Raw genomic sequence first — 14,427 nt, 5'->3', positions numbered from 1 at the left:
GTTTAAAGTCTGATATTCATTTTCACGAGGGTGTAAGGATCGAAGGTCATGATCAGTTCAGATTCCTGTTGTGTGATGTGATCTTTATTCAGCAATATTTTCAGTTCATTGGCACTGAACTCCATCACATCTGCAAGTGTATTATTGATGACAGTTACCGGCGCATACTGCTTGTCCAATGTGAGATTCTCTCCCCGCACATGCAGATACGGTCTTTTATTTTCATCCAGCGCAAGACTGACAGCAGTCACCCTTGGTGGTGTCTGACTTCTTTTCGATTTCTGAATCTGGTTGGCCAGCGTTTTATAGTCAATCTCATTGTCGGTAGCACGTTGTATATCTACCTGTTTCTTCTCTACTGCCTGCAGATCATCTACAGAGCTTACTCCCAGTTTGCGTAGTTTTTTCTGGGTCTTGGTATCCACGCCGATCTCCTCAATCTTGGTATCATTTTTCAGTCCTGATATTTTGGTAGTAGCCCTTACCTGCTGGTCTGTAATAGAACCCAGCTGGATATTGACCTTCGATGCTCCTTCCTGGCCAGGTTGGGCTGTAATGAACCTGATCTGATCGCCGTCGAAGGTGGGAAATATATTGAGGTCGATGGCGAGATCCTTGACAGTATATGTCAATGGCTTATTGATAGCTTTGATAGCCAGTGTTTCACGTGTTTTGTCCAGCTCTACTACGAGAGAGTCAACAAAATCTTCCAGGTTCCAGTATTTGTTATCATTCGCCATCTTCAGATGCGATATATTTTTCAGCTTTTATTGTAATACTATGATAAGACGGTCGGAAGCTGGTATCCACCCTGTACATAGGAGGTACAGTGCCGATCTTCACTGTTCCGTCATCATTCATGCTTATATCCAGTTCTATAGGAGTGCCGACCTCTATTTCGTAGATGTAACTATGTACCCCGTTTTCCTCGTCAGTAAAGTCGCCCGGAATGTCCAGTATCTTATCAATGATACTGTTCAACGGCAGAAAGGCTTCGTCCATCATGATGGATTAGTTTTGGTAACGGGGTTCAGCACCACCTTAACGTTCAGTTCTATATCATATCCGTCGAACACGTATTCAACGTCAGGAGCAGTATTTGTTTCTTCTGCCGGGGTTTCTTCACTGTCGTCTTCCGACAAGCTATAGCGAAATGGGTATTCCATATGCCTTATTGATTATTAGATTTAATACCAAGTATCCTTACACTGACAGGCAGGGGGAATTTCACTTTCACGCTGCTGAGTTCATTTACATACCCGTCTGGCGTAAGTGAATTCACTTTACCGAGTGTGATATCAAACAGTTTGAATACAGGAACTATCCATATCATGCCCTGTTCATATGTCCTGCCTTTCATTTTGATGTTATAGATCATCTCCGCCAGATTAGACTTTGCGAAGCCTGTATTTTTGATCGCTGCCAGCTGCTCATCGTCAAGTGGTTTATTACCGTCCCATCCATCCAGCAGCTTATTTAATTCTGCAATGCTGAGTTCTATACCAGCTTTCATCCTGCCGGATGTTGTGTCTGTCAGGCTCTCTTTATCTTTTGCATCGACCGACATTTTAGTGCCGGTAATACCATTCGCTGTATGTTCCGCAGAAAGCGATACAGTGTAACGGGTATCTGCATTTAACTCCCAAAGAGATTTTGATTTACCAAGGGAAGGTGACTGCCATATTTTATTCCAGAAGGAGCGGTAGACCTTCATGTCTGTCAGTTCCTTTTCTGCCGATACAGCTTCTCCCTGCTGCTGAACAAAATAATTTTGTACAAACACAGCAGGAGTATTGCCGATAGCTTTGTATTCTTTTCCACTGGATGTTCTCCAGCGTACTTCTGCGAATATTTCCAGGTCCTTATACAGCGGCAGACTTAACAGCTCGTTTTTCATGAATTCAAATTCCACGTTTGTATTGGCCTGGATATCCTTCTTCTTAAAAGTTTTCTCCAGCAATAACTGGCGACTGACTGGATCTTTAAAGTAGAAAGTATAGATTGCTTTGGGAAGGGGATTTTTGGGCGCCTGGCCAACATTCAGTTTTATTTTGAATAGTAGTTTATCTGCCTGCTGCAAAAGGAGCTGTTGCTTTCCATTGTAAGAAGAAAGCTTCAATGATTCGAAAGTAAGTATGACGCCACTGCTCAATGTATAGGCAGTGTTGTTCTGCATAATTGAATGTGCGGTAGCTACGGGCGCTGCCGCAGGTGCAGCAGCAGGCTGCGCATTCTGTAGTTGTGCAATCAGTTGGGCCAGTACCGCAGGATCAATATTGGGAGCTGCACCGGGTTGTTGGTTTTGCAGCAATTGTTGCAGCATCAGCCGTCTTTGCACATCACCTGCAAGGGTGGTCATGAGCTGATTATTCGCCTGCAATGTTTGCAGTTTATGTTGATTAGCAGCATTGATCAATTGTGGTAGCAGCTGTACGCCCTGCTGAATGAGCGGCCCTGCCAGAGATGCCAGCAAGGCATCATCTATACCGAAAACAAAGGGTTTGGAAAACTGGTTGTCTCCTGATGATCTGTTACTATCGGAACAAATATCAGAGCAAAACCTGTTGTCATGGGATTGAGCTGTGCTGACAGATTGTTGTCCGCTAAGACCAGGAATACCGGGAGCTACTGCCCGCAGGATAGCGCCCAACAAGCCGGTCAGCATATTAGTAGGATTCTGTGAAGCCGCATTACCACCGGAAGCAGGCGCATTGCTCCCCGTATTAGCTGAAGGGGGCAACAGACTGATTGCCACAGGCAGTACCGCTTTCACCAGACTACCCAATATATCTTCAATAGAAGCCTGTTGAGAGAGATATTGCTGTTCGTGAGAGATATTCCTGATGGGATTGAAGGCTGTCGTTTGCATATCAATACTTGCTGAAGATGAAATATTAAGACGTCCTGTATCTGCATGCTGGAATCCTGCCGGTACCCTGATCACATTTGACACCGCGGGAGAGGTACCATTCCTGTCTTTCGCACTTAGCAATTGTATGTAACAGTTTCCGCCGTCAAAGTAGTTTTTAGGTATCCTGATTTCCTCCTGGCTGTCGCCCAGAAAAGTGAGTTTTTTCTTTTGTTGAAAAGGAGTGACCTTGCTGATCTCATCCACCCACTTAATACCTGCCCTGTTAATTATCTGCCTGCCTATTTTAAAGCGATACCAGGTATTGGTGCCAATATCCATCATGAAACGATGGTTTTGGCTGTCTGCGGATTCCCATTGTAAAATTGCCAGGGCCATAGCAAGTAATTATTAATTAACGTGCTGCAACAGGAGCTGCCGGTGCGGCGATGCCTGGCTGATTGCCTGCCGGTTTCAGTGCAGCCACGCCACCATCAGCATACATATTGGCAAAATTGTCCAGTTTGAAATAGTCTGTTTTGAACTTGATATTGACATGCCCTTTCAATGTGGCCGTCAGATCGTCCGTCGCTTTTTTATCAGACGTATTCACCTGGATATTGGTGTTGGTGATGTCTGTAGTTACCGAAGGCCCGCCAAATATGGCACCGAGTATACCGCCATCTGCTTCAAAGTGGGTATTAACGGTGTTGATGTTCTGATCATCATGATGGGCTGTACTGGCACGCGTAGCTTTAATCGAGAACTCTACCTGTGCGTCGATTTCACCTTTTTCTACTACCAGACGGGTTACACCCATTAGCAGTACTTCTCTCAATGCTGCACGGTGTTCTTTCGCCATATTGATCTTTGCCTCCAGTATATGTTTCTTCACTTCTGCATCTTCCATATCATGTTTTTCACCTTCAGGATTAGTGAGCGCCAGCTTGGAGCTACCGTCTGCCTGTTTTTCGGTGATCACATTATACTTATCTCCACGGGATTCAGCCAGTGTGGCGAAGGCATCATCATCCTTTATCTTTTTGATGAAATCTGCTGTAGACTTGGTGGCTTCTTTCATTAGTTTGATGTAGCTGTCTGTCTGTTGTTTCATCACCTTAAGGTTCGCATCAAATACAGCTTTCAACAGATCTGCCACGAATTTCGGGAAGTCGACGGCATCCACCAGTTCTTTAAATGATCTGGTGTCGCCCTGGAAGCCCGGGTCATATCCCTTGTATCCCATTTGCTTACCACTATCTGTTGCCATACTTTCTTCCAGTCCATGTTTTTTCATTTGCCTGGAAGTGTAGTCATCAATGAGAGACAGGTATATACTTTTCTGATCATCGAGGGACATCGTCTTAAATACATCACTGCTACCCAACACTTCTCTTGCCTGTGCACGGGCGAGTTCCTTGATCTGTGCCCTGGATGGTATTACATTTATAGCCATAGCTGATAGTACATTTTGTTAGTTAGCGATTGAATTAAAAGTCCCATTCATCTTTGCCTGCTGAAGGTGAAGGTGTAGGGAGTTTTTCAGTAGCGTCTTCATCTTCTTCTTTTTCAGCATGTCTTTCCCGGCGACGATAATCCCTGTTACCCCTTTCTTCGTTTTCATCCTCTTCTTTCTGTTGCAGCTGCGCCTGACTGATGATGAAGGCATCTACATTACTGATAAATGCAGAGAAGCGTTTATCATCTTCAAATGTGGTTGGATTATAGTCAGCGATCGAGTTAAGGATTTCGTAGCCCAGTTTCGCCTTGTTGTAATGAATGGTCGTTTTCGGACGCTGATGTTTCATGCCTTCGTAAAGCATTTCTACCACTTTCCACCAGTTACCACCTGCCGGAACGAGTTGTTTCACTATTTCCGGATGGTTCAGTATACGTTTGATAACGAAGTATAATTCATCATAGATGATTGGTGATATTACGTTTGCCATACCAGAGCAATGGGTAGACAGGTTGTATTGCAGATCTTCTACTGCCTGCATAACAGTCTGACGGGATACATAGCTTTCCGGATTAGGACTGTCCTGCGCACGTTGTATGTAGCGTGCTACCTCCATGATCAGTATGCGCCAGTATTTAGGGAATTCTTTGTTCACTACCACATCGTCTGTTACAGCAGCATTGCCATAGTTGAACACCTGTTTGTAGAACATGCGACGTTCTGCAGGACGGGTGCGTTCAATGATTTTACCGGTTCTCGGATGCGGGAATTTATTGGAGAACACATACATCTGCAGATCTTCACGCAACTGTGAATCAGAGATCTGGATGTTTCCTCTCACCATGAATTTATGCGTAAAGAAGTTTACAACACTGAAGATGTCAAGTTCTTCACCTAATGTCATGGAGTAGAACATCTGTGCAGCACAGCGGATATTATCAGAGACAACCTGTACAGTGGCAGCATCATCATCCAGGAAGGTTACACTGTAGTCCGGCGCACTCCCATCGGTGTCACTTGTATCGTCTTCCCACCCCGGGGTATTTTCTATTTCATTCATGAAGATAGGCAGCAGAATATCGATATTGCTGTCTGTCACAGGAAGAATAGAAGCCTTGATCTGTTTGATCAGCTTAGGGATCATACTGGGTGGGATGTCCTTATAATATTTGGAATCCTTCAGTATATCCAGTTCGCTGCTGTTATCTACATAATTTTCCAGTGTTTTCATTACGAACGCACTGAAAGAAAGAGACGAGAAGGATGGATTGCCTTTGAGTATGTCGGTAATAACAGGGTTCTTTTCGTTATTAAACTCTACACTCACTCTTTCTTCATGGATATACTGACGGGAAGCACTGATCTGTGTATAGATGATCACATTGCGGTTGCCTGATTTGTTACCAAAGATGAAATTGGTAAGCCCGTTTACTTCAGTATATCCTGCGTTATAACCAAAAGCCAGCAGGTAGTTGACAATGTTTGGATAACTGAGGATGCTGCGTGTATTCAGATCAAGGTTATTCCAGTTATTGTTAAGCCGGTCTTTAAAGTCGAATTTCAGTAATGACAGTTTATCTTCCGCATCAATATATTCCTCAAGGCTGTAGATCTTGTCATATTTGGAATTGTTGATCGCTTTGTATATGGTATTAAGCAGACTATCTTCCTGCCATTGTTGTTCTTTTCTGTGGCTATTGCCATACATTCTGGCTTTTAGCGGCAGTTGAACAAGTTCACTTATTGACATACCTTCTACGGTCTGGAAGTCACCACCTTCTTTGATATAGATCGGGGTGCCCAGCAGATCGTTCATATATGTCAGCTGTTCCTTCACATGACTATCAATGTCAGCAGTGACACCGTTAGTCGTAATGTTAGTTCTGCGTATTTTAACGCCATTGGTGGAAGGGAAGAAATTTAGCGTTGCCATTACATAATGTTTAAAGAATTTATGATAACATATCGTTTAACAGTTTGAATGAATCTGCCAGGTTGAGCAGGCCGTATCCGGCTTTCTGATCCCTTACTTTGCTGGTGAGCCTGTCTGATGTGTTCTGAAGTATGTAGGTGATGTCGGTATTTGTAAGTTTTTTGCCCTTTTCGTAGGCGTACGACTTTAGCAATGCTACTGCACCACTCACAAAAGGAGAGGCCTGGGAAGTGCCGGAAGAAAGTGCGTAGCCATTGTTAAGATAGGAGCTGTAAATGTTGGTACCCGGTGCTACCACGGTGATGCTGGCGCCATAAGAAGAGAAGCCGGTTATCTGCCCCGAATTATCTACAGCACCAACAGCGATTACATCATCCAGCGCACCGGGATAATATTTTTCTGGACTACCGTCATTGCCACTGGCTGCGACGATAGTGACATTTTTACTGATGGCGTATTTGACAATATCTTCATGAGGAAGCCCACCGCCAGAATGCTTAATGCCGAGGCTCATGTTAATCACATCTGCACCATTATCTACCGCCCATTTTATTCCGTTGTTGATATTATCTACGATACCGGCGCCGACTATTTTGTTACCGCTCTTCATTGCAGCCAGTACTCTGACCACCATCAGTGAGCAGGAAGGGCAAACGCCTTCATTCATACGCAACCCTTTTGCGGCCAGTATGCCCGATACATGAGTACCGTGTCCAACCTGGTCTTCCGGGAGCGCATTAATGTTTAATACGTCTCCTATGAAGGAAGAAGTGTCAAGTCCCTGGAGATCTACAAAGTTTCTGCGGAGTACGATTTTATTTTCCAGTTCCGGATGACTGAAGTTTGCACCGGTATCCAGAACAGCGACACGCACGTTATTCACGCCCCTGGTCCATTCTTTGGCATAGGGGAGATAGATCATTTCGCCCGGATCTGCAGAAACAACGGCCATAGCACCGGCAACCTCTTCTCCGGGAAATTCAGTGGTGCCCAGTAACAATGTTCTTACTTCTGCGATGAAAGGAAGATGTTCTATGCGTTTGAGGATCTGTTCAGGTAAGGCCCCATTGCTCTGCAGGATGAGACGGAAGGTGCAATGCAGGTTGGCCTTCATTTCATCGGCACTCCATACCCTGTCTTTGGATTGAGATTTATATTCTCTGGTGACCCAGAACTTGTGGTTCGCTTCATCAAATAGCCGGTCCACATCAGGATGAAAACGTTCAATGACAGTTGTTTTATCATTGATAAAGTCCATCCAGTATGGAATATGTGCAGGTAGCTGGTCCAGCACTTCTGTAACAACTTTTATGATGATATGCTCTTTCATAAATGCATATGCAACACTGTATGAATTAGGGGTAATAACTAATACTTGCTAATATTCATCAGCATTTGGGGTAATTAAATAATAAGTTTTTCATCCTATGTTACAGCACATGACACCTGTTGCTGAGGTAGCAGCAGATCCGAATAATAATGATATTTAAATCAGATGAGAAGTATACAAACCCCGTGCTACGGTCAAGAGAACATTTAATGCGTCGTTTGTATATTGATTATGGGGTTTGGGACGATGAAGCTAGGAAATATTGTGGAATCTGCAAAAAAAATATGGATGGCTGCCATTGGTTTTCAATTCATCATGCTGGATCATTCAATAATCTACCGATACTTATATTTTTCTTAACATCATTGTTGCTAAATTTATCTCATACCCGGACCTCATTATCATTTATAAAATTTCTCAACGCATGAAAAGAATCCCTGTACTGCTCCTATTTATTTCATTAAACGCCGTTGCTTTTGGTCAAACAGTTGATGCGACAGAAAAGAAACTCCATCAGCGACAGGACATCCCGCCTAATGTTGCTTTAGCCGAACTAATTACTAATCCCGGGAAATATGACGGGAAAAAAATACAGGTAAGCGGTTATCTCCATTTAGAATTTGAAGGAGATGCTATATATCTGCATAAGGAAGATTATAACAAGCATATTGATAAAAATGGCTTCTGGGTAAGTTTTGCACCCAGACTTACCAGAAAAATAAAACCAGCCCATTACAGTGATAACTATGTCACTATCATTGGCACATTCAACGCATCAGACAAAGGACATATGAGCTCGTTTGGAGGCTCCTTTGATAAAATTGTTAAGTTAGATATGCGGAGTGTTGCTCCTCTTTAAGATCAGCGAGTATTCCCTGCAACGAGCGTTCGATTTTTTGCACATAAAAGAATTAAATTTAAGGTTTTATCGCTAGCGGCTACCAGTCAAACTTCAACAACGATACCCCTTGGGAAGGTAAGGTCATCCTGATAGCTGTCTCGCCATTCTCTGTTTTTATCCATTGCGGAGAATCCTGCAATTGCAGTTGCCCTGCCTTTTCCAATTGTGCAATCTGTTCTGCTGATGGATTTTGAGGCGATCCTATTTTCTTCCATGTCTCATATGAATTACTATGTTCATCATCAATCCTGTAATGATGCATATACACTTGTTGCGGTAACCCTTTCAGTTGAACAGTTACTTGTTTTGCAGTTTGTTTCACATCATCATCATGATAATTCCATAACATCACCGTGGCTTCATGCGCATCTTTACAAGCCATGCCGTTGATATCAGGATAAGTCCTTCTGAAGCTGGAATCAACAGCTGTGCGTAGATCATAGCCTTGATCAGAAGTAAGATTTACCCTTTTACCGTGCATCATACCGAACATGCGGAATACATTCAGTACAGGTTTATCTACGCCATTGGTAGCCAGATCCCTGAAGCCAAAGAACCAGGGCTGGTTCTCGAATTCAAACGACCAGGACACAGCGCCTTTGAAGTTTACTTTGTACAGATCTGCGAGAGCATACTCCCGTGCAAAGGAAGCAGCGGTATAACTGGAATACATTGTTCCGTTACGATAGGCGTTTTCAGGATTGGTATGCATCCCACAGGCAGCACAACCTTCCGGATCGGATTCACCAATGATGATAGGAATATTCTTCAGTTGAGGATAGGATGCTACCAGTTTAAAGCCCGTTTCAATGTCCCTTAGCTGAGTACCCATATTCATTTGAACATGACCATCTACAAGACGAGGCGATCCTTTTGCATGAAACAGAATAGCATCTACAGGAGCGCCTATTTTTTTAGTAACATAATTGGTATCTGAAAAGCAGTGTTTCACGAAGGCGTGCAACCATTGCTGAGCGCCCTGGCTACCGGTTCCCGCAACGTTAATACCTCCTATTTTTGCTGTAGGTAAGGCACGTTTTACAGCATCAGCAGTATAATCATAAAGTTTAAAGAACTCCTCCATGCTGGCTTTCCAATAAAATCCATTAGGCTCATTCCACAGTTCCCAGTACCAGCTTTCTACTTCCTTCTGACCATAGCGTTGTACTGAATGTTTTACCCATTGATAGACTAATTCAGCCCATTTTTTGTAATCTTTCGGAGGATAGGCCCAGCCGGTAATGATGTCTGAATAGGGATCGCCAGGTTTCCAGAAATGACGGTAGGGGGTTGGCCTGGTGGACAATGCCTGCGGCATAAATCCAATCTGAGCCAGCGGCTTCATGCCCCGTTGAACGTAAGTGTCGAAAATACTGTCAATGATGCTCCAGTTGTAAACAGGATTCCCATTCGCGTCTTCCGTATAGGCATTGGTAGAACCCCATTTTAAGGCGGCTTTTCCATCGCCTGTAACTAATAAACTATGCGCCCGCACATAAACCGGTACAGGAGATAAAGCCGCAATCTCCGACAGCAACTTTTTGCCATCCTTCATGTAGGTATAGTTCGGCTCATCATATCCAAACCAGGCCCAGGCCGGGTACATAGGGCCAAGGGTTTTGTTCAGATCAACATGGATGGTTGCTGTGCTCTGTGCAGATGTTAAGTGCTGTTGTGCATAAGTTCCCGGCGTAAATACCAGAAGGTAAAAAATGGTAGTAGCAATGAAGTATTGACAAACCAATACGTACTTTTTGAACATATCTTTATCCTTTAAATTATTATACCGCAGAAGCGCAAGACCCTTTCCTGCTGCAGATTCCCGTATCAAGTCCACATTCCCACCTATGCTGCTACTATCATCACCTATGATTTGCCCCATTCATGGTCAATCTATTCACCACAAGAGGACTGTTCTTAAATACCCTTAAACAATAAACAGGCATCTTATTTTTCCGCCCGTATAGACAACGCATGATAAAATATATTCAGTGGGTCCCATTTGGCTTTTACCTGCTGCAACCGTGGATAAGCCTCTTTATAATAAAGCGTATACCATGGAACACCTGACTGATTCCATTCCGGGCTCGCATGGTCAGTATCCGGATGATTGATCATGCTGCCGTCGGTCTGTTCATTCGGCACAGGTACACCGCCGGAGTCAGGAAAGAGATCCTTATAAAAATTACGAACCCAGTTCATGCTCGGCTCCGCACCTGCCGGATCAATCCAACCTGTATTGCAGGCAACATCCAGGATGCAATCCCGTTGTGCGGATGCAGTGGCGTCTGGCAGTACTGTATTCACCTTACCACCATAGGTGGCCATACCCAGCACGCCACCTATTCCAACTTCAGCGGTGAGATATTTATAGGCCGTAGCTATCTGGCTATCTGTGAACGGGCGCCGGAAGAAAGCATCCTTAACCTTTGCCTGCACATTATCAAAGCCCGGTTGAAATAATTCAGGAAAGGGATTGAGGGCAAAACGAAGCCATGAGCTTTCCTCGATCTTTAAATTATATGGTAAACCTATTGGCGCTGCAATGGCAGCGAGGTGTTCGTCGATCAGCCGGGAGGCATTACCGCCAGTAGAAATCCCTTTTATCTCTATCTTTCCCAGGTTACGATGATTCAGGAAGAGTATGCTGAACAATTGTATTGAAGGAGATGAAGGATCACTATGCTGTAAACTCCACGTTCCGAAATTTTGCACAAGGCGGGAGAACGTAGATGCATCGAAGTCTTTCCAATCCCATGCCACCCGGAAAGTCGTAATAGACGCCGGCGCTTTGGGTAACGCCGTAGAGGGATCAGTGCCATCGGAATCCGGAGACCGCAGCCAGTAACGGGTTACGATGCCGAAGTTGCCACCACCGCCGCCCGTATGTGCCCACAAGAGCTCCCGGTTAGGGTCATTTTCCTCCCGCGTCGCAATGACGCTATAGGCCTTACCTGACGCATCGACCGCTACCAGTTCTATCCCATAAAGATAGTCGGCCGCCAGTCCATATTCCCGGCAAAGAAAGCCGAAGGCGCCACCGAGTATATGTCCGCCCACGCCGATGCCAGGATGCTCACCGGCGGGAAGCACCACTCCCCAGCCCAGGAATAATCTGCGATACATCTCGCCCACCGTGGCACCGGCTTCCACTGCAAAGGCTGCTCTTTCCGCATCATAATAGACGCCTGTCATCAGCGACAAATCTATAAGCACCTGTACTATAGGATCTGATACAAAACCTTCCAGGCAATGACCGCCACTACGTACCACCGGCCGCCGTTTACTGTCCACGGCCTCCTGTACAGCCTCCACCACATCTTTTATGGTCTCAGGCAGGCGAATATATTCAGGCTTTCCTGCAAAACGCTTGTTAAATCTTTTTCCTGCAAGATCGGAATAGCGTATGTCGTTGGGTGTGATCTTTTCCATATCTTAAATATAAAAAAATAGCTCCCAATTATTTAGGTCGTATTTATCTGGATAATTTTTTGCCTCCCTGTATTGCACCTCAGTCCTTTCTTATACCACCTGGCTGTTCTAAGACAAGATAATATTATAATTTGTCATTTTGACACAAATAAATCCAGGTTATTCCCCATTTGCATATCGTCATAAAAGGTTAGGGGTAGGGTATCAAAAATTGCTAAATGGTTTAACAAAAAATAACTAATTTTCCGCATCCTTTACTGTCAGTTACGCATATAGATATACGTTAACCTAATGGAAAAGGTAACCCTGATTATTAGTGACAATTGAAAACCATGAGTTTACCATTTATTGAAATCATTGAGTGGTTCGAGAAAGACCCCAATTTGTTAATGTGGAACTTCCCCAATCCGGAAGCAGACATTAAAAACGGCGCCAGGCTGATTGTTCGTGAATCCGAAAAGGCAGTGTTGCTGAGCGAAGGCAAACTGGCCGACGTATTCGATCCCGGAACACACACGCTGGCCACTGAGAACATTCCCTTTTTAACAAAGCTAAAAGGCTGGAAGTATGGCTTCCAGGGGCCTTTTAAAGCGGATGTTTATTATTTCTCAGTTAAGCAGTTTGTAAACCTTAAATGGGGAACACCAGCACCTATTATTCTGCCGGATAAGAAATTCGGTCAGGTTCGCCTCAGAGCGTTTGGCAGTTATAGTGTACGCATCTCAGATCCTGCAAAATTTTTCAGGGAGTATGCCGGTACATTTCCATACCTGTATGTACATGAATTACAAAACAAGCTCCGTGATTACATTGCACCCAGGTTTGGAGAAGCATTAGCTGAGGCACAGATACAGGTACTGGACATTGCCGGTAACCTGAGCGCCCTGAATAGTAAAATAAGACCTCTTATCCAGCCCTACTTTGAAGCATTCGGTATTGAGGTAACAGAATTTACTGTAAGCAGTGTTACCCTGCCCGATGAGGTGGCAAAGCATTTTGATACCGTTACCAACATGAATATGGTAGGGGACATGGATGCATTCCTCAAATTCAATCAGGCTACGGCTATAGGCCAACAGGGGACTGCCCTGAATGATGCTGCTCAACAGGGCGCCGCCATGGCCTACATGATGAATGCGATGAACGCAGCAAAGCCCGAAAGTAAACCTGCAGAAAAACAAGACGATCTTGAATCCAGGCTGAAGCAACTGAAAACACTTCATGATAATGGATTGATAGATGTGGAGGAATACAAAGCAAAGAAGGCGGAGATCTTATCCAAATTATAATATCGCAAAATGCAGGAAGAGAATAAAAAATTGTCGTTCATTGAGCGCATGAAGCAGCGTGCTGTTTCGCAGCAAACCTATGGCGGACAAGCTGAAAATACCGAAGCCGGCACGGGGGAAGCTACCTGTCCCAACTGCGGCGCAGGTCGTGCGAAACAGGATGGACTGACGCACTGTGCCTACTGTGGACATCCCTTTATTACAACAACACTTACTGACGGCAAATACATCAAAAAGTCAGATAATTCCAACACTTAATTATGGGCTTATTTAATTGGGGACAATCACAGGAAGACAAGCAGGAATATGAAGCGTTGAAGAGTGAATTAGCAACCCTGGAAAACCGGCTGGATACTTTCCTTGCCAAACTGAATGAACGTGTAGATGTGCTGCTTAGCGGCTTCATAGAAGAAGCGCCTGCTGTAATGGCAGAAGATGATCGCTTCGGACAGGCATATTACCGCTTTTCATCCGCTATGAAAGGACAGACAGCCAACATGCGTGAGAAACTACGCGAAGTACTTGAAAAGCAGATTGAACCAGTTTATAGCCGGTATTCAGATACACTCTCCGTAGGAAGTGAGGCGTACAATATGCTTCGTGAATGGCGGAATCGTTGTGCGGATAAGGCGAACGAATGGGAAGAACAATTGCATCATCGTGTGGAGGAAACCACAGAACTGGTAGAAAGAAAGGATTACGAGCCTGTTTTTGAGGAAATGATGAATAACTACTGGCAACAGTGCCAGTCGGTCAATTGCCGCCAGTGTGGCGCTAATCTGAGCATAAAGCAAGTGTACTATTACAGTGCCTATGTAGCGTGTTCCCACTGTCAGACGCAAAACATCTTCGAGCCGGGAACCATAGCCCGCGACATTGAGCATACTGCCAGAAAACTGGCTGAACAGCGTAGTAAGCATTTTATGGATGCGCATGAACAGAGAAACAGAGAAGAGCGGGATCTTTACCAGCAGATGCATGAATTGCAGTTGACGCTGAGCATGGATGAACGTATGTCGAAGCGTGGCGCTAAATATGAACAGCTTCTTTCACTGGAAGCAAAAAGAGTGCAGGCTGAAAACGAAGCCCCTGAATTGCTTGACAAGTATTACAGAAACATTTTTGATGAGCTGAATAAATTGTTGCCTGACCTGGAGGAACACCATGAGAAGTTCTTCCTGTCTCTACAGGCCAATTATAAGCGATATGACGGTAAACGAAGCACGAATCTATAG

At 44.4% G+C, this 14,427-nt stretch carries 13 protein-coding genes; 4 read left to right on the top strand and 9 right to left on the bottom strand.

All coding sequences use genetic code 11. The annotated features are described in order from the left end of the window. Positions 1 to 2: 2 nt before the first annotated feature. Genes BLR32_RS29120 through BLR32_RS29095 form a run of 7 tightly spaced genes read right to left on the bottom strand, consistent with a single transcriptional unit; the run spans position 3 to position 7,570 of the window. Positions 3 to 740, bottom strand: a complete 738-nt coding sequence (locus BLR32_RS29120; protein ID WP_089837359.1) for a hypothetical protein — start codon at positions 738 to 740, stop codon at positions 3 to 5. After that, positions 730 to 1,005, bottom strand: coding sequence for a hypothetical protein (locus tag BLR32_RS29115; RefSeq protein ID WP_089837357.1), 276 nt, complete (start codon positions 1,003 to 1,005; stop codon positions 730 to 732). The genes BLR32_RS29120 and BLR32_RS29115 overlap by 11 nt, the downstream gene beginning before the upstream one ends. Then, positions 1,002 to 1,166 (bottom strand): hypothetical protein, encoded by a 165-nt coding sequence (locus BLR32_RS34160; RefSeq protein WP_176842468.1) that lies wholly within the window; start codon positions 1,164 to 1,166, stop codon positions 1,002 to 1,004. Before BLR32_RS34160 ends, BLR32_RS29115 begins: the two co-directional genes overlap by 4 nt. Positions 1,167 to 1,171: 5 nt before the next feature. Continuing rightward, positions 1,172 to 3,247 (bottom strand): hypothetical protein, encoded by a 2,076-nt coding sequence (locus BLR32_RS29110; protein ID WP_089837355.1) that lies wholly within the window; start codon positions 3,245 to 3,247, stop codon positions 1,172 to 1,174. A 16-nt stretch (positions 3,248 to 3,263) separates the two neighbouring features. Next, positions 3,264 to 4,304, bottom strand: a complete 1,041-nt coding sequence (locus BLR32_RS29105) for a hypothetical protein (protein ID WP_176842467.1) — start codon at positions 4,302 to 4,304, stop codon at positions 3,264 to 3,266. 34 nt (positions 4,305 to 4,338) lie between these two features. Then, positions 4,339 to 6,240 (bottom strand): hypothetical protein, encoded by a 1,902-nt coding sequence (locus BLR32_RS29100; RefSeq protein WP_089837353.1) that lies wholly within the window; start codon positions 6,238 to 6,240, stop codon positions 4,339 to 4,341. Positions 6,241 to 6,259: 19 nt separating this feature from the next. Next, positions 6,260 to 7,570, bottom strand: coding sequence for a S8 family peptidase (locus tag BLR32_RS29095; protein WP_089837351.1), 1,311 nt, complete (start codon positions 7,568 to 7,570; stop codon positions 6,260 to 6,262). Between the two features lie 424 nt (positions 7,571 to 7,994). Here BLR32_RS29095 and BLR32_RS29090 point away from each other — a divergent pair, with 424 nt between their 5' ends. Beyond that, positions 7,995 to 8,429 (top strand): hypothetical protein, encoded by a 435-nt coding sequence (locus tag BLR32_RS29090; protein WP_089837349.1) that lies wholly within the window; start codon positions 7,995 to 7,997, stop codon positions 8,427 to 8,429. A 79-nt stretch (positions 8,430 to 8,508) separates the two neighbouring features. Here BLR32_RS29090 and BLR32_RS29085 read toward each other — a convergent pair whose 3' ends face one another. Further along, entirely contained in the window at positions 8,509 to 10,233 is a 1,725-nt protein-coding gene (locus BLR32_RS29085; RefSeq protein ID WP_089837610.1) for a GH39 family glycosyl hydrolase, read from the bottom strand. A gap of 185 nt (positions 10,234 to 10,418) precedes the next feature. Next, positions 10,419 to 11,903, bottom strand: coding sequence for an FAD-binding oxidoreductase (locus tag BLR32_RS29080; protein WP_089837347.1), 1,485 nt, complete (start codon positions 11,901 to 11,903; stop codon positions 10,419 to 10,421). Positions 11,904 to 12,235: 332 nt separating this feature from the next. Between BLR32_RS29080 and BLR32_RS29075 the strand changes: the two genes are divergently transcribed. The 3 genes from BLR32_RS29075 to BLR32_RS29065 are packed head-to-tail and all read left to right on the top strand — an operon-like array spanning position 12,236 to position 14,427. Next, positions 12,236 to 13,192 carry an SPFH domain-containing protein gene (locus BLR32_RS29075; RefSeq protein WP_089837345.1) on the top strand — a complete coding sequence of 319 codons (957 nt, stop codon included), beginning with the start codon at positions 12,236 to 12,238 and terminating at the stop codon, positions 13,190 to 13,192. 9 nt (positions 13,193 to 13,201) lie between these two features. Then, complete coding sequence (locus tag BLR32_RS29070; protein ID WP_089837343.1) at positions 13,202 to 13,450, top strand: hypothetical protein; 249 nt, start codon at positions 13,202 to 13,204, stop codon at positions 13,448 to 13,450. A gap of 2 nt (positions 13,451 to 13,452) precedes the next feature. Continuing rightward, positions 13,453 to 14,427, top strand: a complete 975-nt coding sequence (locus BLR32_RS29065; RefSeq protein ID WP_089837340.1) for a hypothetical protein — start codon at positions 13,453 to 13,455, stop codon at positions 14,425 to 14,427.

The sequence above is a fragment of the Chitinophaga filiformis genome, assembly GCF_900102545.1.
Classification (GTDB): domain Bacteria; phylum Bacteroidota; class Bacteroidia; order Chitinophagales; family Chitinophagaceae; genus Chitinophaga; species Chitinophaga filiformis.
This window is presented reverse-complemented; position numbering and strand designations above follow the sequence as displayed.